The sequence below is a fragment of the Roseofilum sp. SBFL genome (genome assembly GCF_017746885.1).
Lineage (GTDB): Bacteria > Cyanobacteriota > Cyanobacteriia > Cyanobacteriales > Desertifilaceae > Roseofilum.
In genome coordinates this window covers 12,571-34,825 of the sequence record NZ_JAGHZH010000175.1, presented here as the reverse complement: position 1 = coordinate 34,825, position 22,255 = coordinate 12,571, and the positions used below count along the sequence as shown (strand labels likewise).

General features: G+C 45.1%; 23 protein-coding genes and 1 riboswitch. Of the genes, 12 read left to right on the top strand and 11 right to left on the bottom strand.

The annotated features are described in order from the left end of the window. Positions 1 to 4 precede the first annotated feature (4 nt). Positions 5 to 2,077: an AAA family ATPase gene (locus J7545_RS18925; protein ID WP_318701321.1), complete on the top strand. Its 2,073-nt coding sequence runs from the start codon at positions 5 to 7 to the stop codon at positions 2,075 to 2,077. A 72-nt stretch (positions 2,078 to 2,149) separates the two neighbouring features. Here J7545_RS18925 and J7545_RS18920 read toward each other — a convergent pair whose 3' ends face one another. The 3 genes from J7545_RS18920 to J7545_RS18910 all read right to left on the bottom strand — a co-directional run bounded on the left by J7545_RS18920 (position 2,150) and on the right by J7545_RS18910 (position 3,812). Continuing rightward, positions 2,150 to 2,368 (bottom strand): type II toxin-antitoxin system HicB family antitoxin, encoded by a 219-nt coding sequence (locus J7545_RS18920; protein WP_271939013.1) that lies wholly within the window; start codon positions 2,366 to 2,368, stop codon positions 2,150 to 2,152. Next, the gene (locus J7545_RS18915; protein ID WP_271939012.1) at positions 2,365 to 2,586 is read right to left on the bottom strand and encodes a type II toxin-antitoxin system HicA family toxin; all 222 of its coding nucleotides are present in this window, start codon (positions 2,584 to 2,586) and stop codon (positions 2,365 to 2,367) included. The genes J7545_RS18920 and J7545_RS18915 overlap by 4 nt, the downstream gene beginning before the upstream one ends. Before the next feature lie 68 nt (positions 2,587 to 2,654). Further along, on the bottom strand, positions 2,655 to 3,812 hold the full coding sequence (locus J7545_RS18910; protein WP_318701320.1) for an IscS subfamily cysteine desulfurase: 1,158 nt from the start codon (positions 3,810 to 3,812) through the stop codon (positions 2,655 to 2,657). A gap of 67 nt (positions 3,813 to 3,879) precedes the next feature. On the opposite strand from J7545_RS18910, the gene J7545_RS18905 reads away from it, so the two are divergent. Then, the gene (locus J7545_RS18905; RefSeq protein WP_318701319.1) at positions 3,880 to 4,263 is read left to right on the top strand and encodes a hypothetical protein; all 384 of its coding nucleotides are present in this window, start codon (positions 3,880 to 3,882) and stop codon (positions 4,261 to 4,263) included. A gap of 54 nt (positions 4,264 to 4,317) precedes the next feature. On the opposite strand, the gene J7545_RS18900 is transcribed toward J7545_RS18905, so the two are convergent. Both J7545_RS18900 and pdxA read right to left on the bottom strand, forming a co-directional pair. Next, positions 4,318 to 4,539, bottom strand: a complete 222-nt coding sequence (locus J7545_RS18900; RefSeq protein ID WP_271939006.1) for a DUF4327 family protein — start codon at positions 4,537 to 4,539, stop codon at positions 4,318 to 4,320. Between the two features lie 176 nt (positions 4,540 to 4,715). After that, positions 4,716 to 5,750 (bottom strand): 4-hydroxythreonine-4-phosphate dehydrogenase PdxA, encoded by a 1,035-nt coding sequence (pdxA, locus tag J7545_RS18895; RefSeq protein ID WP_413038555.1) that lies wholly within the window; start codon positions 5,748 to 5,750, stop codon positions 4,716 to 4,718. Between the two features lie 150 nt (positions 5,751 to 5,900). Between pdxA and J7545_RS18890 the strand changes: the two genes are divergently transcribed. The 3 genes from J7545_RS18890 (at position 5,901) to J7545_RS18880 (ending at position 8,262) form a co-directional block, all read left to right on the top strand. Then, positions 5,901 to 6,008: a PetM family cytochrome b6-f complex subunit 7 gene (locus J7545_RS18890; RefSeq protein WP_271939003.1), complete on the top strand. Its 108-nt coding sequence runs from the start codon at positions 5,901 to 5,903 to the stop codon at positions 6,006 to 6,008. A 219-nt stretch (positions 6,009 to 6,227) separates the two neighbouring features. Continuing rightward, complete coding sequence (locus tag J7545_RS18885) at positions 6,228 to 7,214, top strand: SDR family oxidoreductase (protein WP_318701317.1); 987 nt, start codon at positions 6,228 to 6,230, stop codon at positions 7,212 to 7,214. Between the two features lie 91 nt (positions 7,215 to 7,305). Beyond that, positions 7,306 to 8,262 carry an NAD(+) kinase gene (locus J7545_RS18880; RefSeq protein WP_318701315.1) on the top strand — a complete coding sequence of 319 codons (957 nt, stop codon included), beginning with the start codon at positions 7,306 to 7,308 and terminating at the stop codon, positions 8,260 to 8,262. 643 nt (positions 8,263 to 8,905) lie between these two features. On the opposite strand, the gene J7545_RS18875 is transcribed toward J7545_RS18880, so the two are convergent. The 3 genes from J7545_RS18875 to J7545_RS18865 form a co-directional block, all read right to left on the bottom strand. Beyond that, a complete protein-coding gene (locus J7545_RS18875; RefSeq protein ID WP_318720005.1) occupies positions 8,906 to 9,124 on the bottom strand; it encodes a hypothetical protein in 219 nt (72 codons plus the stop codon). Positions 9,125 to 9,865: 741 nt separating this feature from the next. Next, positions 9,866 to 10,324 carry a DUF4278 domain-containing protein gene (locus tag J7545_RS18870; RefSeq protein ID WP_318701314.1) on the bottom strand — a complete coding sequence of 153 codons (459 nt, stop codon included), beginning with the start codon at positions 10,322 to 10,324 and terminating at the stop codon, positions 9,866 to 9,868. Positions 10,325 to 10,375: 51 nt separating this feature from the next. Then, positions 10,376 to 10,445, bottom strand: a riboswitch (Glutamine riboswitch). 133 nt (positions 10,446 to 10,578) lie between these two features. After that, positions 10,579 to 11,067, bottom strand: a complete 489-nt coding sequence (locus tag J7545_RS18865; protein ID WP_318720004.1) for a 2'-5' RNA ligase family protein — start codon at positions 11,065 to 11,067, stop codon at positions 10,579 to 10,581. A gap of 49 nt (positions 11,068 to 11,116) precedes the next feature. On the opposite strand from J7545_RS18865, the gene J7545_RS18860 reads away from it, so the two are divergent. From J7545_RS18860 to J7545_RS18835, 6 genes are all read left to right on the top strand, one after another. Beyond that, positions 11,117 to 11,383 (top strand): hypothetical protein, encoded by a 267-nt coding sequence (locus J7545_RS18860; RefSeq protein ID WP_318701312.1) that lies wholly within the window; start codon positions 11,117 to 11,119, stop codon positions 11,381 to 11,383. Between the two features lie 182 nt (positions 11,384 to 11,565). Beyond that, positions 11,566 to 12,033, top strand: a complete 468-nt coding sequence (gene smpB / locus J7545_RS18855) for an SsrA-binding protein SmpB (protein ID WP_271943609.1) — start codon at positions 11,566 to 11,568, stop codon at positions 12,031 to 12,033. An 8-nt stretch (positions 12,034 to 12,041) separates the two neighbouring features. Next, positions 12,042 to 12,581, top strand: a complete 540-nt coding sequence (locus tag J7545_RS18850; protein ID WP_318701311.1) for a hypothetical protein — start codon at positions 12,042 to 12,044, stop codon at positions 12,579 to 12,581. Positions 12,582 to 12,587: 6 nt separating this feature from the next. Further along, on the top strand, positions 12,588 to 13,391 hold the full coding sequence (locus J7545_RS18845) for an ABC transporter permease (protein WP_318720003.1): 804 nt from the start codon (positions 12,588 to 12,590) through the stop codon (positions 13,389 to 13,391). Positions 13,392 to 13,456: 65 nt separating this feature from the next. Further along, positions 13,457 to 14,095, top strand: coding sequence for a lysophospholipid acyltransferase family protein (locus J7545_RS18840; RefSeq protein WP_318720002.1), 639 nt, complete (start codon positions 13,457 to 13,459; stop codon positions 14,093 to 14,095). 38 nt (positions 14,096 to 14,133) lie between these two features. After that, the gene (locus J7545_RS18835; protein ID WP_318720001.1) at positions 14,134 to 14,421 is read left to right on the top strand and encodes a DUF2288 domain-containing protein; all 288 of its coding nucleotides are present in this window, start codon (positions 14,134 to 14,136) and stop codon (positions 14,419 to 14,421) included. Between the two features lie 14 nt (positions 14,422 to 14,435). Here J7545_RS18835 and J7545_RS18830 read toward each other — a convergent pair whose 3' ends face one another. Continuing rightward, on the bottom strand, positions 14,436 to 16,232 hold the full coding sequence (locus J7545_RS18830) for a ShlB/FhaC/HecB family hemolysin secretion/activation protein (RefSeq protein WP_318720000.1): 1,797 nt from the start codon (positions 16,230 to 16,232) through the stop codon (positions 14,436 to 14,438). A 375-nt stretch (positions 16,233 to 16,607) separates the two neighbouring features. Between J7545_RS18830 and J7545_RS18825 the strand changes: the two genes are divergently transcribed. Then, positions 16,608 to 19,622: an S-layer family protein gene (locus J7545_RS18825; RefSeq protein WP_318719999.1), complete on the top strand. Its 3,015-nt coding sequence runs from the start codon at positions 16,608 to 16,610 to the stop codon at positions 19,620 to 19,622. Positions 19,623 to 19,741: 119 nt separating this feature from the next. Here the strand turns inward: J7545_RS18825 and J7545_RS18820 are convergent, their stop codons facing one another. Together J7545_RS18820 and J7545_RS18815 are read right to left on the bottom strand one after the other, a co-directional pair. Next, positions 19,742 to 20,884 (bottom strand): 3-oxoacyl-ACP synthase III family protein, encoded by a 1,143-nt coding sequence (locus J7545_RS18820; protein ID WP_318719998.1) that lies wholly within the window; start codon positions 20,882 to 20,884, stop codon positions 19,742 to 19,744. Positions 20,885 to 21,018: 134 nt separating this feature from the next. Then, entirely contained in the window at positions 21,019 to 22,143 is a 1,125-nt protein-coding gene (locus J7545_RS18815) for a 3-oxoacyl-ACP synthase III family protein (RefSeq protein ID WP_318719997.1), read from the bottom strand. Between the last annotated feature and the right edge of the window lie 112 nt (positions 22,144 to 22,255).

Below are 22,255 nucleotides of genomic sequence, written 5' to 3'. Positions count from 1 at the left end.
CTTAATGAAATTATTATCGATAAAACTGTGTAACTTCCGGCAATTTTATGGACAAACACCAGAAGTTAAGTTTGCCAGTGGCAATCAGAATATCACGATTATCCACGGGAATAATGGATCGGGGAAAACGACGCTGTTAAATGCATTTACTTGGGTCTTATATGAACGGTTTACGGCGGCGTTTGCAGCGCCTCAACAGTTGGTGAACAAACGCGCCCTCTCGGAAGCACAGGAGGGGAAAGCTGTTAAATGTTTTGTAGAATTGCAGTTTGAACACGATTACCAACGCTATCGAGTCGAGCGGCTTTATCGAGCTTACAATCGAGGCACAACGGTAGAATGTGGTCAAACTGAGTGTTCGATGTGGATATCAGGAGATGATGGACGATGGCGGTTAACAGATTATCCGATAGATGAGGTAATTGGACGAATTTTACCGAGAAGTTTACATCAATATTTCTTTTTTGATGGGGAACGGATTGAGTCTTGGGGACGAGAGGAAAAAAAGGGAGAAATTGCGGAAGCAACTAAGGAGTTGTTAGGGATCGAAGTGTTCGATCGCGCCCTTCGACATTTGAAGGAATCTCAGAAAAGTTTGGAAGGGGAATTAGAGAGGATTGGCGATCCACAAACGAAACAGTTTTTAAGAGAAAAAGAGGATTGGGAAAAACAACGACAAACAATTAGCGATCGCCAAGCAGAAATTACCCAGGAATTGAACTCCCATGCTCATATTAAAGAGGAGTTAAATAATGAACTCCGAAACCTCAGTGGAGCAGAAGAACTACAAAAGCGCCGCGCAGATTTAGAAAAACAGCAACAAGAGTTAAGGGAGAGGTTAAAGCAGTTTAAGTCAGAGTTAAAGCATACTATTTCGAGTCAGGCCTATACGGTTTTTTTACCTTCAGCAATTGAACAATTTAGAGCTTTAATGGAGCAGTTACGTCACCGAGGAGAGTTGCCTAGGGGAATTAAACAGCAGTTTGTCCAAGATCTGCTGGCACAACACCAATGTATTTGTGGAACCCATTTGGCTGAAGGGAGTCATGCTTATACCTTAGTCGCGCAGTGGATGAATAAGGCAGGAGTAGGGGATGTCGAGGAAAATGCCTTAAAGTTGTTGGGAGAGGTTTCGGATCTGGAAAATAAGGCTGAGTTATTTTGGAAGACGCTTAACTCGTTGCGCGACGAAATGAATCAAAAACGTCAAGATTTATCGGCAATCGAGACTCAGTTAGATACGGTAAAGTCTAAGCTGAGAAGTTATCCAGATTTGGATATTCAAAGTTTGCAAAAGCGTTTAGATCAAACCGAATCGCGGATGAGTGAGTTGGAGCGGGAAACGGGAGCCAATGAGCAGAAAATCAAACTATTAGATGCCGATATCGCCCAAAAAGAGAAGCAAATTGCTAAACATCAATCGAATGAGAAAAAACAGCAATTGGCGCAAAAGCGGATTCAGGTAGCCGTGGAAGCGATTAACTGTATTGCAGAAATGAAATATCGCTTAGATACGGAGTTTCGACTAGAGTTAGAAGGGCGAGTTCAGGATGTTTTTCAGCAGATTTCGTTTACCCCCTATTCTCCCCAACTGAGTGAAAAGTATGAGTTAAGCTTGATCGATAAAACCACGTTATTTGAACATCCTGTAGCCGCGTCCACGGGAGAAAATCAGATTTTGAGTTTATCTTTTATTGGCGCAATTATGGATCGGGTGAGGCAATGGAGCCAAGAGCATATGCATCTGGGGCCAGATAGTAGTACATTTCCGATGGTGATGGATTCTCCCTTTGGCAGTTTAGATGAAGTGTATCGTCGTCAAGTGGCGAAAGCGCTGCCTCAACTGGCTTCTCAGCTTGTGGTATTGGTGACGAAAACCCAGTGGAGAGGGGAAGTGGAGGAGGAAATGGGCGATCGCATTCAACAAGAGTATGTTTTAGTCTACCATTCCCCTAAACCGGATTGTGAAGCCGATGCCCTCTCTCGATTGGGTCAACACTATCCCCTGGTAAAACCCAGTGATAATGAATTCGAGTATACAGAGATTGTAGCGCTTGGCGCTGGTAATGATGGGTAATGGTTAGGAAATCTTGACACCCATCGAACGCGCTATTTCACCATTGGTGTTAACTGAGCGATCTCCTGAGATTTAAGCTGCAACTGAACTTGGACTTGGAGGAGTTAAACCTTCTTCTTGGCAATACTCAAGATAACCCGCGATCGCTTCTTGAGCATTGGCGATCGCTTCTTCATAGCTATGTCCATAAGAACAAGGTTGCATGGCTAACTGAGCAAACTCTGGTAGAGTTACTAGATAGAGTTTGTCCTCTTCTGACCATTGGATGAGCAAACTATACCGGTAATTCATTCTTCTGTTTCCTCCCTTTCTATCGCTTCTAATTGTTGAATTGCTTTCTTTAAAAGTTTTTCTAGATACAATGGTGTATCTTGACCATCTCTAAAAGCAATAGTAATTAATAGTTGTAGTTGTGGATGTTTCCAGTTTTGATGGCTTCCCTTCCCACGGCGTTGCACAAATCCTAATGCAATTAACTCAGCCTTATACTCTCGGATTTTTCTCGGCATAGCATAGCTATCTTGCCTAATTTACATCATTTCACTAGATTGATTGTGCTATTGCTGAGGGTAACACTTTACAGTGCTTTGCGTAATGCAGTAACGGTGGAAATAAAGTGTTCGGCAACTCGATCGATTTCTGATTCCGTATTGAATCGACCGATGCCAAATCTCACTGAAGCATAGGCAAGTTTTTCTTCTCGACCTAATGCTAACAGGACATGGGAGGGAGCAATTTTAGCAGAGGTACACGCGGAACCCGAGGATACAGCAACGACAGGTTGTAATCCTAACAATAGAGCCGATCCGTCTACCCCTTCTACACTAATATTTAAATTACCAGATAGCCTTTGAGTCGGATGACCGTTGAGGTAAATCCCGTCTAGGGAACTTAATGCGCTCCACAGTCTTTCTCTAAGTTCGGTTAAGCGTTTGCTTTCGGTTTCTTGTTCTGCCATTCCTAGACGCACAGCTTCCGCAAAACCGACAATTTGAGGCGTATAAAGAGTTCCCGATCGCAGTCCCCGTTCATGGCCACCCCCGTGAATTTGGGCAGCAAGCTTGACTCTGGGATTACGTCGACGTACGTATAAGGCTCCAATCCCTTTAGGTCCGTAGACTTTATGGGCCGTTAAAGACAGTAAATCGATCTTCATTTCCTGGACATCCAGGGGAATTTTACCGATCGCCTGAGCTGCATCCGTATGAAAGAGAACTTGGCGATCTCGGCAAATTTGGCCGATGTCTGCTAAAGGTTGAATCACTCCAATCTCATTATTCGCCGCCATCACCGACACCAAAAGGGTATCCTCGCGAATAGCTGATTGTAATTCCTCTAGATTGATTAACCCTTGCTCGTTAACTCCCAGATAGGTAACTTCAAAGCCCAAAGCTTTTAAATACTCACAGGGATCTAAAACAGCATTATGTTCAGTAGTAACAGTAATCAGGTGGCGACCCTTGCTAAAGTACGATTCAGCAACTCCCTTGATCGCTAGATTGTTGGCTTCAGTCGCTCCACTGGTGAAGATCATCTCTTCTGGAGTGCCGCCAATGGCTTGAGCTAAAATCTCTCGCCCATGGCTAACGGCTGCTTCTGATTCCCATCCATAGGCGTGGGTAACACTGGCTGCATTACCAAAGCGATCGGTAAAGTAGGGCAACATCGCCTCTACTACTCGTCGATCCACGGGTGTAGTCGAATGGGAGTCCAGATAAATGGGTCGTTCAGACATATTCTTGAAGATTACAGTAGAATCAGGGCACAGATCTTGCCCATATCCTCAAGCCTAAAACAAGAATATGAATTCTGAAACCTTAGTGCAACTGTTACAACAAAGCTTCCATGTGACCCTAGGAGCAACCGCTTCTTTCGCCGAAGTTCTGCAAGATGAGCAGAAACGGGAAGAAAGCTGGCGCAAACTGACCCAAGAGTTAGCAGAGCTGACTCGAGAATGGTCAGAAAAGGGCAAAATCACCGAAGAAGAAGCTCGGAATTTTGTTGATAATTTGATGAAGCAAAACAGGAATTCCCCAGATACTGCTTCTGAATCTGACTCTTCTGGGATGACTGAACAACTTGAAGCGCCGACCGATTCAAATCCTCAAGTGGAACTTGAAGAACTGACTGAGCAAATTGCGACTTTACGCTCTGAGTTAGAACAGTTGCGACAAGAAGAAAGTTAGATGGACTACGAAACAGGGGATGAGTTAACCCAATCCCCTGTTCTAACTTCCAATCTAGTCATTATCCCATTCTTCACGTCCTAAGAGGTCTCCGATCCGGTCTCTAAGCAAGAAACTACCGTTTTCTAATTCACATTCAACGTAACCCCATTCACGGGCAGGAATATATTTACAAAGAACATAAATGGGCTGCTGACGACTGATTACTCCGTTTTGTACAAGGCTGCGGGCCTCGTCTTGAATCATACCTAAGGAGTAACGGATAGATTGAAGCATTTTCACCCTCTTGATGTTTGGAATGATTGTTTATGAGAACTTGGGAAGATAGGCAATTAATCGGACGATTGCCATCCATTGGATTTTAGCTTAAGTTCAGTATCTCTGGCTACAGAACTTTTTCCATTTTTACGCTATCTGACCCCTAATTATATTAAGATATTTTGCAAAAGTCATCAACTAATAACGCTTTTCTGGTAAACCAGTTCAGTGGCCAGTTGAATAGCAGCGGTCATGCTGGTAGCATGGGCGAGTCCTTTGCCAGCAATATCAAAGGCCGTTCCATGATCTGGTGATGTGCGAATAAAGGGTAAACCAATGGAGGTGTTGACTGCTCGATCAAAAGCCATCATTTTCACCGGAATTAACCCTTGGTCGTGGTAAAGTGCCAGGTAAGCCTCATGGGTCTGGGCAGCAAATGAGGCGTTATACCACGCTTGAGCCGGTTTAACCCATAAGGTGTCTGGGGGTACTGGTCCATCTAAAGTGAGATGGGGATAGGCTTGGCGAGACTCTTCGAGCCAGGGGATGATCCAATCAATTTCTTCAGTACCGAGTTGCCCTTGCTCACCACTATGGGGATTGAGTCCCGCGATCGCAATCCGAGGTTGACTCAGACCAAACTGGTCGCGCAAAACATTAACTAACAATTGTAGCTTCTGGTTTAGGAGAGTTGGTGTTAAGATTTCTGGAACTTTTGCCAGAGGGATGTGAGTGGTCGCTAATAAAGTAACCAATTGCCACTGGGTATGGGGCGATCTTCCCACAAATAGCATCCCAAATTGCTCTGTACTCGATTTTTCCGCTAACAGTTCCGTTTGTCCGGGATAATTATATCCAGCCGCACTCCAAGCCGATTTAGCGATCGGGCCGGTGACAATCCCTTGAAAGTGGCCACAGAGCGTTTGAGAAATAGCCTCTTGCAAATAAGCAAAACTGGCCCATCCACTGGCCCCATTTCCCTCTCCTAACTTGAGTTCCTCGGCTACCTCATCCGGCAGGGGAATATCGAGAATCGATAAATCGTCAGGATTAGCTAGGGGTTGTCCATGGGGAGTTAAACAGGCGTAGGTTTCGTGCAAAATGGACGCAGACCCGACCACCGTCATCTGAATCGGCTCCTGAAGCTGGCGATCGGCAAGTGCTTTCAAAATAACTTCCGGGCCAATTCCCATGGGATCGCCCATCGTAATCGCTAAACTGTGAGTCATAAGTTCTAGATAAATCAGTTCAATGGTGCTATTGTCCCATTCCCCATTCCCCATTCCCTGTTCTACAATCAACCTATAGGCTTACTCCTAAGTTTCTAGGCTTGAGTCTCTACCCCTTGATCGTTCACCTTAAAGGATATTACTTAAACCATGGGCGCTGAAATCTTTAATGCTGCACTGTTATCTTCCAGTTTAATCATGGTGGGCCTAGGTTTAGGCTTCCTTCTGCTGAAAATTCAGGATAGCGTCGAAGGCTAATCTGAATACGTTTAACTGAAGGTTATAGCGATTCGCTGTAACACTTCCATGCTTGGCGGGGAACCCTCCCCGCCTTCTTCGTAGCGATCCGGACTGGAGGTGGATCGCTGAGATCTGTGGCAATCGCCAGAAAAATTATGAACAAATGTCAAGATTCTTGAAGTTTTCTGATAGACTCTTATAAAAAGTTAACGTTTTGTAAATATATATCCATTATCAATGACTTTATTAATTGTTGGAGCCACAGGCACACTAGGAAGGCAGATTACCTTCCGCGCCCTAGAAGAAGGGTACTCCGTTCGCTGTTTAGTGCGGAATTATCAAAAAGCCGGATTTCTTAAAGAACGGGGAGCTGAACTTGCCCCAGGAAATTTGTGTCAACCTGAAAGTATCAAAGAAGCGCTTGAAGGAGTCACCGCTGTCATTGATGCGTCTACCTCCCGTCCGACCGACTCCCTGAGTATGAAAGAAGTAGACTGGGAAGCCAAAGTCTCCCTGATTCAAGCGGTCAAAGAAGCTGGTATTGAACGCTACATATTTTTCTCGATTCTGGATGCTGACCAATATCCCCAAGTGCCGTTAATGGCTATCAAGCACTGTACAGAACTGTTCTTGAAACAAGCAGAGCTGAACTATACCATTTTTCAATTAGCTGGCTTCATGCAGGGACTCATTCCCCAGTATGCCATTCCCATCCTTGACCAACAGGGCGTTTGGGTGATGGGAAAATCTTCACCAGTGGCCTATATGGATACCCAGGATATCGCTCAATTCGCCGTGCGGGCCTTGAGTGTACCAGAAACTGAAGGGCGAACATTTCCCCTTGTCGGGCCAAAAGCGTGGAGTGGAGATGAAATCATTGCCTTATGCGAAAGACTCTCTGGACGACAAGCTAGGGTTTCGCGAATGCCGATCGCCTTATTGCGAGGGGTTCGTCGAATCGCTCAATTTTTCCAATGGACATGGAATATTAGCGATCGCCTTGCCTTTGCAGAAGTTCAAGCCAGTGGGAAGCCTCTAAGCGCCCCTATGGATGAAGTCTATACTGTATTTGGCCTTGACCCCAAAGACATCACCACCTTAGACTCCTATATGCAGGAATACTTTAGCCGTATTCTCAAGAAACTCAAAGAAGTCGAATACGAGCGCGAGAAAATGAAGCAAAAAAGTAAAAAACGGAGAAGCCCGTTTAAATCTCGTTCCTAGAAAACTGTAGATTAGCGATCGAGATTCAACCCCTTTGAAGTACAATCCTTAGACAAATCATTTAGAAAACCTTCTCAATACTGGTATTAGCGTGCCCGAAGCTGGGATTATTTACAACGACATTAAACCAACTGCCTGTCGAGTCGCAGAAGAACTAGAACAACAACTGATCCAACGGGGATGGACGGTGCGACTGGCGACAGGTGCAGGGGGAATATTGGGATACTCCCATCCCGATCGTCCCACATGCCATACTCCCATCGATCATCTGGTTCCCCCAAACTTTACGTCACAGATGAAAATTGCGATCGTCCTTGGCGGCGATGGCACGGTGCTTTCGGCAGCTCGACAAGTGGCCCCTTGCGGTATTCCCATGTTAACGGTGAATACGGGTCACATGGGATTTCTGACGGAAACCTATATTAATCATCTCTCAGAAGCCCTCGATCGGGTGGAGAACGACAATTACACCATCGAAAACCGCATCATGTTAATGGTGCGCGTTTATAGCAATCGCGCTCAGAATACTCCTAAAACTCAAGACAACACGAAACGTCCGAGTATATGGGAAGCGCTGTGTTTAAACGAAATGGTACTGCACCGAGAACCCCTCACCAGTATGTGCCATTTTGAAATTCAAATCGGTCACCATGCCCCAGTTGATATGGCTGCTGATGGAGTTATCGTATCCACACCGACCGGTTCAACCGCCTATTCCCTGAGTGCGGGAGGAGCAGTCGTCACGCCTGGAGTTCCTGTCCTGCAACTGATGCCCATTTGTCCTCATTCCTTAGCCTCACGCGCTCTGGTTTTTAATGACAGTGACCCGGTAACGATTTATCCCGTGTATCCCAATCAATTAGTAATGGTGGTTGATGGCAATGGGGGCTGTTATGTCTCTCCTGAAGATGAAGTAGTCATTGAAAAATCACCCTATTTGGCTCGGTTTATTCGCCTACAGACTCCAGAATTCTTCCGCATTCTGCGGGAAAAATTGGGCTGGGGATTGCCCCATATCGCTAAACCGACCTCAGTAGAGTTGCCTTAATGGTGGCGATCGCCTATAACTGAGATCGATGCTCAAACCACTGAGGTGACTAGCTCAACGGCAGAGCCGGAGACTCTTAATCTCTTGGTTCAGGGTTCGATTCCCCCTACCCGCTTTTTCTTATAGGCTTATGGGTAAAGGAACTCCCCTCCCCATCAATAGGTTGGAGGGCTATGCTCAACACACATTCAACACAAAATCATCCTACACCACTCCAAAGCAGTGCAGGGTAAATAGGTCGTACAAATAGAGAAAATATATCCACAAAAGCATTGCCATAGCATTCCATCAATACATCAGTCACATGACAGTCGTACGACCATCACATAAATATTCCCTATGGATGAAGAGAGAATCATAAAATGTGATAAAATAGATATATATCCAAGCTGGAGACCCAACTAGGGTAACCAAAGAAGATATACAGCGCTTCGCGCTGTAAGACTCTGGAGGAGTTTTAGGTCTTGCTTTCAAAAAAATAGACATTCCCCTGCCGAAGCACCCGATAACGGAGTAGTAGCCACTTTAGTAAAAGGGGTCAAGGGCGAAGCATGAGCTGAAGGGAACCCTTTGACTAAAGTGGCTAGGGTGGATGAGGTAAAAAGAAAACCCCCAGTTGGGGGTTCTTTGCTGTTTATGTCCGCTACTCTTTTTTAGTTGAGCTGCCAATCCTTGGGAGGTCGTTATTGCCTCCCAGGAGTTCGTTGAGCCGAGCGTTTTCCTTCTTCAGGAACAGGAGGGTTTCTTTTGCTCTAGCAAGTTTCTCTTTTAGGCGTTGGTTCTCTGATTTCTCGGAGATATCAGTCATGAGAAGATTGACTTGCTTCCTGGTGGTCTGGTGTTTGTCGTATTTGTCATTCATAGTCCAACTCTGGGGTTAGCTTGGTGTCCCTGAGAAGCTTCACGACTCCTGTATAGGCATTTTTGAACCCTTTGGAGCAAAGAGTTTGGGAGCCAGAAATTGAGACAATCAACTGACCCCAGTTACGGGTCAGTTCAGAGATGATGTTTTCCCCAGTCAGCCTAAGCCTAGGGTTGAGCTTATCAAAGTGTTTTCTGTAAGTTAAGTGATAGTTGGCCAAAGTATTAGTCTTAAGCTTCTTATCACTTCTATCTCTACCGCACTTGTCAAAACCATTGAGATAGTTGTTTTTCACAATCTCAATGGCATCGCCAATGGTTATGATGTCATTCTCAAGAGATACATCTTCCCTGATTTCTGACTCATACCATTCCCAGAATTCAGACTCTGTTTCAGTTTCTTTGAGCTTGTCAAAGACTGCTAAGGCTTTCGCTAGAGCATTGACGCAACCATCACGGGTAAATGACTCGTTACAGGAATTGTTAGCTGTAGCAGGCTTTGTCGCTGTCTTGAACCGGAGGTAGAGCCGATTGCCTTGCTTGCTGATAGAGACCCCCTTGGGAGTACTCTTCTGGCAAGCCTTGAGGTAAGCCCTTACTAGCTCATCGAATTCACTATAATTCCTACTTGATTCCGCACAGTTACAAAAGAGGGATAAATCCTAAAAAGCTCCCTCCAAGAGCCTTGGAGGGAGACGATACTCAAAATATACCAACTAAGAGCTAATCTAAAACAGCGTTTCTAGCTGTAGGAACCTACATGATGCTCATAGTTCACCCGGAATGTGGGTTGGATTTTACCTTGAATGCGGCTCCAATATTTTCCAGAATCAGCAGTTAAACCTACTTCTGTGGCTAAACGGCCGAGCATGGCTTGTTGACGGATTTTGATGCTGCGATCGCGAGAAATCATTAAAGCTCTGGCTGTTTCCGCTACCGATCCAGCCATCGATGCTGCCGCAGCAACCACTGGGGTAACTGGTGCCACCTCTGGAATAGCTTGCGGTGCTTTCACTTCACTGCCGACATGATACCTTAGTCCACGATATTTGAGATCCAGGTTGGTCTGCATCACTGGTGCTTTCTTGATGTTGCGGAACCGCCATTCTAAACCGCGATAGGTTCCACCAACCTTTTCCTCTCCCATTTCGATAGTGGGGGGATTGTAATTATAGGTAAGTCCGCGATAACAAAGTTCCATAGCTTTCGCCTCCTAAGATAATCAAACTCGCTTTGTTTCATCGTTAACAGAGGCGCGTTCCTTCAGGATTTCTCCTTACTTCCGTCTTACTCGACAAACGAAGTAAAGTAAGATGAACGATTTATCTTTAACTTTCTGTAGTCTAATATACGGTTTTGCAAAATGTCCAGTATTCGTAACAAAACTTTATATTTCTTCGGGTAAGGGAAACTCATCAAACAACTGCCAACGTTGACCGTTATGGCGTAGGAGGGTCAGACTAGAGGCGATAACTCACCTTGAAACGAACGATGCTCAAAATTGGGCCAAGCCTGGCGGAAGTTCTTGGGGGTTAAGTCCCGAAAGGCAACGGTGACATGGGGGGTAAAGGAGGGATGGGAGGGCCGTTTGATGGAGGGGAGGGTGGTTTGAAGATGGCGGATCAAGGCAGATTGCAGGGCCATCAGTTCAGGGGTTTTGACCACATTGATATAGATGACCTTGGGGGGAAAGGCCGCGAACTCGTCCAGTTGAATGGGGATGGGGAAAGCATTACCGACAAAATCTTCTAAGGACTCTTCCACCTGTTGGATGTTGCCAGGTTCCCACTCAAACGGCGGTTGTAGGGTAATATGGGCAGGAGTATTAAAGGCTTTGCGACTCTGGTAGCGATCGCTAAACTCCTGCTTAATCTGCTCCACTTCCTCCTGAAACCCAGAGGGAACCACAAGAGCCACAAAAAAACGCTCCATTTTGCTATTCATCGCTAAAATAAAAAAGAATCACCCAAAAATTCATAATCCTTCTTCGATCATGCCTTGGTTTGCCAAAATCGAATCTGGAATCGTCGATAAAGCGACATTCGATCGGTATGTTCCCGCCCACAAAGCCTTTGTTCAAGACCTCGTGAATAAAGGATATAAAGCGCGGAGTGGATATTGGCGCAGACGAGGCGGTGGCATGTTAGTATTTGAAGCCAAATCTTGGGAAGAAGCAGAGGCAATCGTCGAGCAAGATCCCTTGATTCTTAACCATTGTGTCACCTACGATCTCTATGAATGGTGTATTGTCGTTGAGTAAAGAGTAAGGTATAGCACATTTCATCTCGCTCTACCCCATCCCCCTTACAAAGAGAGCCAATAGAGAAAAGTAGGCTGTCTAAAAGGAATTTAGAGGGATAAACTCGTAGAAAAAGCCTCCCTTCCCAAGGGGGATTCACGGGGATGGAACGGTTGGAAAATAATGTATGTCGAGGAAAAACTATGGCTAAAACAGGCAGTGGACATAAAATCTTAAGCGATAACCGGCAAGCACGATACTTATATGAAATATTAGAAACCTATGAAGCCGGAATTGAACTGCGGGGAACCGAAGTCAAATCGATTCGCGAAGGACGGGTTAATCTTCGGGATGGCTACGTGTTAATTCGTAATCAAGAAGCCGTCTTACTCAATGTGCATATTTCTCCCCACAAAACCACAGGGAATTACTTTAACCATGACCCCTTACGAACCCGCCGGTTGTTATTACATAAAGAGGAAATTCGTAAACTCATCGGTAAAGTGGAACAGAAAGGCTTAACCTTAATTCCCCTCAAGCTTTACTTAAAAGAAGGATGGGTTAAAGTAGCCGTCGGTTTAGGTCGAGGGAAAAAACTCCATGATAAACGAGAAGACATCAAACGCCGTGACGATCAACGGCAAATTCAACGGGCGATGAAAAACTTTTAGTACACTTTATGTGCATAGAAACCCATATCCCCCTATTAGAATCCATTCTCGGAGAGTGGAAATCCGCGATCGGCAGTCAATACGAGCCATATAAAAACCATGTCTATCGAGTATTGAATTTCTGCTTTATTTTTCATAATTGCCAGGAGGACGATCGAGAAAAGTTGATTATTGCTGGCTGTTTTCACGATCTGGGGATTTGGCCGGATGATACGGTGGACTATTTACCGCCATCGATTGAATTAGCTAAAACTTACCTCAAAAATCAAGGTAAGGAGTCATGGTCAACGGAAATTTCGCTCATGATCGATTTACACCACAAATTCACCCGTGTTCGTAACTGCGAGTATCCGTTAGTGGAAGTGTTTAGAAAAGGAGATTGGGTGGATGTGTCTCAGGGGTGGCGGTCGTTTGGTTTACCGAGAATTTATATTAAAGAAGTCTTTAAAACCTTTCCTAATCTTGGATTTCATCAAAACTTATTGCGATTAACTAAAGAAGAATTTAAGCACAATCTCCTTAACCCATTACCGATGATGAAGTGGTAAGAATTCATGTCCAAGAGCACGATTTCGATTAGTGAGATTCAATTGGTCAGTTCATCCCTATTAATTCTCATCAATATGGGATTATCGGTGGGTTTGCGGTTAGGATTAGAGAAAACCTTAGCGATCGCCACGATTCGCATGGTCGTCCAATTATTGTTAATTGGATATGTCCTCAATTGGCTATTTTCCTTATCGAATCCGATCGCCATTTTACTGCTGGCTATCCTGATGACCAGCATCGCGGGAATGTCTGGCGTTAACCGCACCTCAAGGCGCTTTGTGGGTATCTATTGGCGCTCCTTCCTCTCCATTTTGGTGGCTGCGTTCTTCATTACCCAATTCTCTATCCTGGCTGTAATTCAAGTCAATCCCTGGTACGATCCCCAATATTTAATTCCCCTATTGGGTATGATTTTAGGTAATGCTTTGAATGGAGTGTCCTTAGGATTAGAGCAATTTATGGAGAGTTTAGTGACGAATCAGGGCAAAATTGAAACTCTTCTGAGCTTAGGAGCAACCCGATGGGAAGCCACCCATGCCGAAGTCAAACAAGCCGTTAGGCGCGGCATGATTCCGATCATTAACTCGATGATGGTGATGGGAGTGGTCAATTTGCCAGGGATGATGACCGGTCAAATTTTAGCTGGAGCTAGTCCCTTAGATGCAGTGCGGTATCAAATTATCATTATCTTTGCGATCGCCTCTGGAAGTGCATTAGGAACCCTCGGTGTTGTCCTGCTCGCCTGGCAAGCGCTGTTAAGTCCCTCCCATCAGCTTAGACTCAATAAATTAATCAAAGTAAAACCCTAAAGAGCTGCTCAGTTTGATAAAATCTCTAAACCTTTTCTTCCCTATCCCGATTCGTTCTCAAAACCATGACTCAAAACCGCGAACCCTTGAAAAGTCTTATTCTTTACCACATCTTCAAGTGGTCTGTGGTCAGTCCCATGCTGCATGTGTATTTTCAAGGCCAGATTTATGGGGCGGAAAATGTTCCCCAGGAGGGGCCGTTAGTCATTGTCAGTAACCATGCCAGTTATTTCGATCCGCCCATTCTCTCCAACTGTGTGCGTCGACCGGTCGCTTTTATGGCCAAGGAAGAATTATTTAAAGTTCCCGTATTAAAACAAGCTATCCGCTTATATGGAGCCTATCCCGTTGAACGGGCAGCCGCCGATCGCAGTGCTATTCGTAATGCCCTATCTGCTTTAGAAGAAGGGTGGGCGACAGGATTATTTTTACAAGGCACTCGGACTAAAGACGGTCGCATTAGTGTGCCGAAATTAGGCGCAGCTATGATTGCGGCTAAAGCTGGAGCGCCCCTATTACCGATTAGTTTATGGGGTACGGAAAACATCCTCGTTAAAGAGACTCCTCTCCCGCGCTCTGTTCCGATTACCGTCCGTATTGGCTCTTTGATCGATCCTCCAAAAACAACGAAACGAGCAGAGTTAGAGCGAATGACTGAAGTCTGTAAAGATGCTATCCATGCACTCCACGACTTAGGACGGTAGAATAAGCAGGTGCAAAATTAGAATAGATAACCTCAAATATGGAAGACATTAGGGAACGTCTCGCGCAAGAAATCGATCGCGCACAATGGCAATGGCTCAAGCCTCATATTGCTAGGGATAATGTGGTAGTGGTGACTCAAGGATTAGATTTAGTCGATGTCGGAGTGGCGATCGCCACGGATCAACTCACTTCCGTACAACACTGGATTAGCGAACAATTGATCGCTAAACCCACCCTTGAACAATTAAATCATTGGGAGCGTGTTGAAGATCAACAGTTTGAGGCTCTTATTGTCCAACCCTATGTTCTCGTACAAGAAGCCTAGGGTTCCATGAAATTTTAAAAATTCGTGAGGATAGAAAAATAAACGCCATTTTCTTGCCAACTCTCGCCGTCAGAGGAAAGGGAAGTTAGGGGGATACCCCAGTCTACTCGAGCGATGAAGCGATCGCTCATCCGCCAAGATAATCCTAAACCCGTTCCAGCTAAGAAGTTTTCTTCGAGATCTAAATCCTGTTCATTCCAGCCAACTCCAAGATCAATAAAGGGAATCAGATGTAAAATCCCTTGGACTCTGGGAACTCGCACCACAGGCAGTTGCACTTCTGCTGAGAATAAAGCTCCATTATCCGTCAGTAGAGTTTCTTGACGATATCCACGCACAGTGTCTACTCCACCTAATCCCATTTGCTCCAAAGGAACCAGAGGGCGATCGGCTAGTTGGATATCGGTACGAACAATCGATAGCATATCAGGAGCCAATAAATGCACCCACTGTCCTTGTCCCCGCCAAGTGTAAAAATTACTGTCAGGAGGAGCTTCGTTACGGCTGGCATTAAAGAGTTGATTTAAACCGAAACTAAATTGCGATCGCAAACTGACAACATCCCGTTCGCTCCGGGTTGTCCATTCCTGAAAAAATCGCAGAGCAGCAATACGGGTGCTACCGCGATCGTCAGCTCCAGGAGAAAGGGGAAAAGGCCCAATATCATCCAGCTCTAATTCCGTTTGACTATCTTGCCAAGAAAACGTCAATCCTAGAGCAAGTTCTTGTCGAGTCGTCCGAATAAGCGGCTGGCGATAACTGACTCTATAGTAGTTAGAGGCAGAAGTGATCCCCAGGCGATCGAAAGGCTCTGTAATCACACGGCTACGACTAATGCCAAACCCAGCACTCAAGGTTCCATTGCTAGCATTCAAGGGCAAGGTATAGTTAAAATCAAAAATATTGCTGCCATCTGTATTCGTATAAATACTGAGAATTTTATCCCCCAAACCCGTTAAGTTGCCTTCCTCGATCAGCAATTGTCGGCGAAACGTACCCACACTAGGAACGCGAGCATTATCCAGATTAGTAGTAATCGTAAAACTATCAGCTTCCGTAACCGTGACCACCAATATGCGGGTTTGTGGGCTACTCCCCGCTTGCAGTTCGCCGGTAATGCTCTCTATGAGAGGATCGAAGCGCAACAGTTGCATCCCTTCTAATACGCGGTTGATATTTAGTGGAGGGGAACCCACCAAAGCGAGGCGACTACGAATATAGTTAGAACTGAGGCGACGCACTCCAATGACTTCAATCGATTCTAAACTGCCTTCAATAACCTGAATTTTTAGCGTCCCATCAGTTATTCTCTGTAGAGGAAAAATCGCTCCAGAAGAAATGTAACCCTCACGGCTATAAAGTTCAGCAATAACTGATCGGATTTTTAACAGTTCAACCAAGGTTAACTCTTGCTGGAGAAAAGAGGCAAGCGCTTCTGTTAATTCCTCATTACTAAAGACTGTATTCCCCTCAATTTCAAATCTCTCAATCCAAAAATTACTTTCTCCTTCCGACGGTATGATTTCTGAGTCTTCTGGAGATTCAGGAGGAATCAGGATCTCTTCTAGAAGGGGTAGCGGTTCACTCGGCAGTGGCGGTTGAGGGATGGGAGGGGTAATGCGCTGGCTAATTTTTATGCCTCGAGAATCCAGGGGTAAGGGGGAGGCAGGAGACTCAGTTAGAGCGATCGCATCTGCAATCATTGGACTAGATTTCCGATAAGCAAGAACTGGTCTTGGACTGACCTCTAATAGCACCACAGTTGCTAAAAAAAGACCTATTTTACGGCTAAATTGAACTCGATTAAGCATAAATTATAACCAGGATACTTTTTGGTGCGTTATCCCCCTCCCTTCGACTCCGCTCAGGGCCAGTGGGATCGAGTGTAGTCTAGCAGTAAATTCTTTTTTTTACAATCTTTTTCTATCTCAGAAAATCTAAAAAAATCAAACTCAATTGATAGATAAATATTAGATAAGGTATTATTCTCCAGAGAATTAAAACCCCAAGAAACCAGTAGTCGTCTACTAAAGCTGCCTTTCCCAACTTTACGGATTGGGAGGACAACAACGAGAGGAATGAAGAAGATTGGTGTTATTAATACTTAATAAAGGTTAATTATTTACTTGACAATCAGGCTATCTAGAGATAGGTTCGAGGCAAAGCGTTTCACCTGGAGCATAGCTATGCAACGGACTTGGCTCACTCTCTCAACGACACTGGTTGCTGTGACTTTTTCCTTTACTGCTTCACCCACCTTCGCTCAGGTAGTTCCTGATGGCTCATTGGGAACGAGGGTAAATGGAAATCCCCATTTTATGATTGATGGGGGAACGACTGCGGGACAGAATTTGTTTCATAGTTTCCGGGAGTTCTCAGTTCCTTTTGGGGGTTCGGCAGTGTTCCTGAATAGTCCTAATATTCAAAATATCTTTAGTCGGGTGACTGGGGGGAATCAATCCTTTATTAATGGGTTGATTGAAGCCCAAGGAACAGCAAATCTATTCCTGATTAATCCGGCAGGAATTCGATTTGGTTCGGGAGCGCAGTTGAGGTTGGGTGGGTCGTTTATTGGGACAACAGCCAATCAGATTATCTTTAATGATGGGGTAGTGTTCAATACGAACGACCCTAGCGAGGAACCGTTGTTGACCATCAATTCTCCGATTGGGTTAAATTTTAATATTGATAATCCAGCTCCCATTCAGGTGGAAGGAGAAGGACATGGGTTGACGATTAGAAGTATTCGGACCTCTCCAGTAGACCGCAGCGAGGCCAATCCTGGGTTGGAGGTAAGTTCGGGAAATACTTTAGCCTTAATTGGGGGAGAAGTGAACTTAGTTGGGGGAGTAGTTAGAGCGCCCGAAGGACATATTGCTCTAGCGGGGGTGGGTGAAGGACAAGTGAGTCTAACCTCTGTAGAGAGAGGATGGCGATTGGGATATGAGGGAGTAGAACGTTTTGGGGACATTACTTTATCACAACAGGCCGCAGTGGATGCCAGTGGGTTAGGACGCGGTTCCATTGAGATGGTGGGACGGCAAGTGCGCCTCACAGGAGGGTCAGTAGGATTGATTCAGAATAGGGGTTCAAGTCCTGTGGGTGACTTAACGGTGAATGCGAGTGAGGTGTTGGAAGTCAGTGGAACTGATGCAGAACAGATGTTTCCGAGTCTCTTATTTAATGAAACGGTAAGTGAGGGAGCAGGAGGGCAAACCAGTATTTCTACGGGGAACCTGTTGCTATCAGGAGGAGGAATTATACATAATAAAACCTATGGCAGTGGGGATGGAGGGGATGTATCGGTCAGTGCGGCTGATAGGGTAGAAGTGAATGGTTTTGCCAGTGACAATCCAAATATTTTCAGTAGTTTGGTTGCTGTGACAGCAGGAGAAGGTAATGCCGGGAATATCACGATTGATGCTCAAGATATTGTAGCTTTAGATGGAGGGCAAATTTCTACTAGCAGTTTAAGTGCTGGACAAGGTGGAGATATTACTATAAATTCTGATTTGATAGTATTAAGTGGATTTGTCCCTCAAAGCTTGAGACCAGCAAGTATCGGTAGTGGAGCAATTAGAGAAGGAAATGCAGGAAAAATATCGGTCGACACATCTAGATTAGTTGTCCAAGATGGAGCAACTATCAGCACTTCAACTTTGGCTCAAGGATCGGCAGGAAGCCTCATTATCAATGCCAGTCATTCTATAGAAGTCAATGGTAATGGAAAAACAGAGGAAGGGGAACTGCGAGCTGAAATTGTATCAGATGCTCGGATTTTCCCAGAAGTGTTTCGTCAAGCTTTGGGAGTCCCAGATCGTCCTTCTGGGGATGCAGGTAGTTTGACCATTAACACCCCTCATTTAACTATTTCTAATGGAGCAAGAATCGGTGTAGGTAATCCAGGCACTGGCACAGCAGGTAACCTCCAGATTCAAGCCAACCGTATTGAGGTCATAAACAAAGGAGAAATTACTACAGCAACTGCTTCTGGTGGAGGTGGTAAGATTGACTTGCAAGTTGGGGATATGCTGTTAATCAGCAATAGAGGCTTAATTTCCACAGAAGTGGGAGAAGTCGGGGTGCAAAGTCAAGCCTTGTCCGCCGATTCTGGCAATATTACGATTAATGCTAATCTGATTCAACTGCTCAATGAAGGGGAAATCACGGTTCGCAACAACGGAACCGGAAATGCGGGAGACCTGACAATTCAAGCGGTACGTCTAGAATTAAGCGATCAAGGGAAAGTTACCGCTACCACTGCCCTAGGACAAGGGGGAGATATTGATCTGACGGTTTCTGATGTACTGCTCATTCAACGGGAAGGCTTAATTTCTGCGGGTGCTTTAACTAATGAAGGGGAAGAGATATCAGGAAATGCGGGGCAAATTACGATTCAAGGCAACCAGGTACAACTGCTGAATGAGGGAGAAATCACGGTTCGGAATGAAGGCACTGGCAATGCGGGGGACTTACAATTGCAAGCCGATCGCCTAGAGTTACGCGATCGCGGACGGTTAACGGCAGAAACGGCTTCGGGTGAAGGGGGCAACATTGAGCTAAGAGTGGGCGATGTTCTCCTCTTGCGCAATGGTGGGTTGATTTCTACGGAAGCTGGAGGTGCAGGCAATGGAGGGGATATTACGATTAACAGTCCCTTTGTGTTTGCCATTTCTGAAGAAAACAGTGATATCGTTGCCAATGCGTTTGAAGGAAATGGAGGCAATATTAATATTATTAGTAACAGTATCTTGGGCTTAGAATTCCGGGAAGACTTAACCCCGTTGAGCGATATTACGGCTAGTTCCCAGTTTGGACTCAGTGGGACAGTCACCATTTCTAACCTCAATGTCAATCCTACCGAACAAGATACCGAATTAGAATCAGAAGTAATTGACCCAGAGACCATCATCGTTCAAGGGTGCGATGCGGTGGGCGATAGTCGTTTTGTCGTCAGTGGACGGGGAGGAACGCCAGAAAATCCCCGCATCAGACGTTCTGGCGTAACCACCTGGCATGATATCCGAGACCCTGCTCCCTACATGGACAGAACAGCGAGACAACGACCTCAACCCGTACCTCCGATTATCGAGGCTAATGCAGCCCGACGGCTGCCCGATGGCACGATGGAGCTGTATGTAGACTGGTCAAAGCCAGTACGCTATTTCCGTGGGAGCAATCATCAGGGGGTTTGCCCGTAACCATTAATGATGATTCGTTGTTGCGCTCCCTTCGACTCCGTTTAGGGAACAGGCGCTAGAAACCGAGTTTCTTCTATATCCAAGGCAGTATCTACTGACGCACCCTAAAAAAGCTGATATTAGGTAACTACCGCCATAGGAGCTTGGCTACGAGCTGCCTGGAGGATTTTGTCTGAGTTTTTGGGGAGTGAGCCTAACGCCACATCGCCCCAGCGCATGACGAATGCAGTACTATTTCCAGAATAACCAATAGCATAGAGGAGCACTAAGTCGTTTTCATGAATGCGACCAGCCTGAGCAGCAAAGTATAAGTACATTGGCGGTAACACAGGGCCAATATTACCCAGATATGGGTTAAGGTTGATTGTCTGAGTTGGATCAATACCAAGAGCGCGGGTGCAAGACTTGACATACCAAGCCATAGGAGCATGGAACACAAAAAAATTAATTTTGTCAAGTGTAACTCCCGCAGCAGTAGCAGCACCTTCACAGCAGGTACAAAAATGTTTATTGACAGACTGCTGTACAGCTCCTGCATTCTCTGTTGGTTGCATTTGCATTTGCACTTTGCCACGATCATTCAAGATGTGAACATCAAATCCCCCCCAAGTTTCACTAGTATTGAGAATTTTGCTGCCAAGGATTCCGTAATTAGTGTTCACTTCACTGACGATAAAAGCACTGGCACCATCACCCATCAAAAATGAAAGAGTATCATTGGGAACAAGAAAATCACTGTAAGCAGCAGAAGTAATTACTAAAACATTACGGCACTCTCCAGAACGCACTTGAGCATAGGCTGTCTGAAGGGCAACCATTGCAGCAGAACAAGCTGATTCTATATTCCAAGCAGGACAGTGTAGCCCAAGTTTGCCAGCAAAAAAGGCTGCATCGCCTACGATGATTCCTTTAGGCATCATCGTGTTGACAATAGCTAAATCTATATCTTCCGCAGTCAGATCTGCTGCTTCAAGGGCTTGGCAAGCAGCCTGATATCCCAAGGTTAGAACATCTTCTCCACTACTAATTACTCGGCGTTCCACGCAACCTCGAAATGGATCGGATAAATAGGGGATCATCTCTTCGATCCAAAGATTAGCTTCGTTAGAATCTGATTTTTCAGGAGCAAAGGCTTTCGCTAAAGTCAGTTGTTCTGCTTGCTGGACTAAGTTTGGATAATTTTTGCGCCAAAAATCGTTGGTGCGAACTCCACTTGGAAGGCTAATCGCTAATGAACGAATTCCTACGGATTGATTCAACATAATGACAACTCCTTTAATTGGATAAAAAACCGAAAAAAAGACACGTTTATTTAGGGAAGAATGAAAAGGGTACGTCTGTTAAACAGAGATAAGTATTAAATAGACTCTTATAACGCACCTAACAGAGATTCAGATTAAACGGCTACCGCCACTTTCTGGACAGAACTTGGTGAGGGAACAGGTGCAGCGCCGAGTGCAACATCTCCCCAACGCATGACCATTGCCCCTGCTGTAGAAGCCGATCCAATCGTGTAAATCAGAACTAAATCGTTTTCCTTGATTTTTCCAGTCTGCGCTCCATGATACAAATTAGCAATTGGTAAAACAGCCCCAATATTGGCATATTGAGGATAGAGGTTAATCGTGCGGTCTGGATCGAGTCCTAATGTCCAAATACATAAGTCTGCATACCAAGCTAAGGGAGTATTGAAGGCAAAGAAATTGATCTCCTGCAAACTCACACCTGCGGCAACGGCAGCTCCTCTACAACATGAGAGAATATATTCGGTACCCGTTTCCCGAATCTTCTTTCCTCCTTCTTTGTTGGTTTTCATAATCACTTTGGGGTTTCCCTCGTTATCAACTGTAATGAGGTGTTGGAAAGCACCACAAGTTCGAGCTGTATCGACCACTTTAATTCCCAACATTCCTTGATTTTCTTTGAGGTGACTGACAACCATTGCCCCTGCTCCATCTCCAATAAACCAAGAAACCGTATCATCTTCTGGGGAAACGCGAGAATAGGTATTGGATACAACAACCAACACATTTTTGTAGTTACCTGAATTAACCATCGCACAAGCTGTTTCGAGGATAATTAATCCACTTGAACAGGCAGATTCAAGATTCCAAGCCGGACATTGTAATCCTAATTGTTTGTGCAAGTAGGCGGCATTACCAGGAGGAACATAATTTTCCGACATAAATGAAGCGACGATCATTAGATCGATCTCTTCCGGCTGCAATTTGGCTGCCTCTAGTGCATTTACAGCAGCACCATACTCTAAGGTTAATGGGGATTCTCCTTCTCCCAATACTCGCCGTTCGACAGCACCTCGAAAGGGATCGGATAGATAGGGAGCCATTGCTCGATCAAAATCATTGCTTAGAGCTGTTGAGCGATCGGCAGAAAAAGCTCGAGCTAAACTTCTTTCTTCTGCACTCGAAACCAACTCTGGATACTGTTCTCGAAAGTAATTATTGGTGCGAATAACACTCGGGAATTTGACAGAGATAGAACGAATTCCTACAGATTTCAAGATGATTTGTCTCCTTAATTGAATACATTATCAGTAGCTGTAAAATTGGGGGGATTTGTGTCGATTGGGTTGATATTGTCAGGTAAAATTCTCTTTACCCAACCTACAGAAT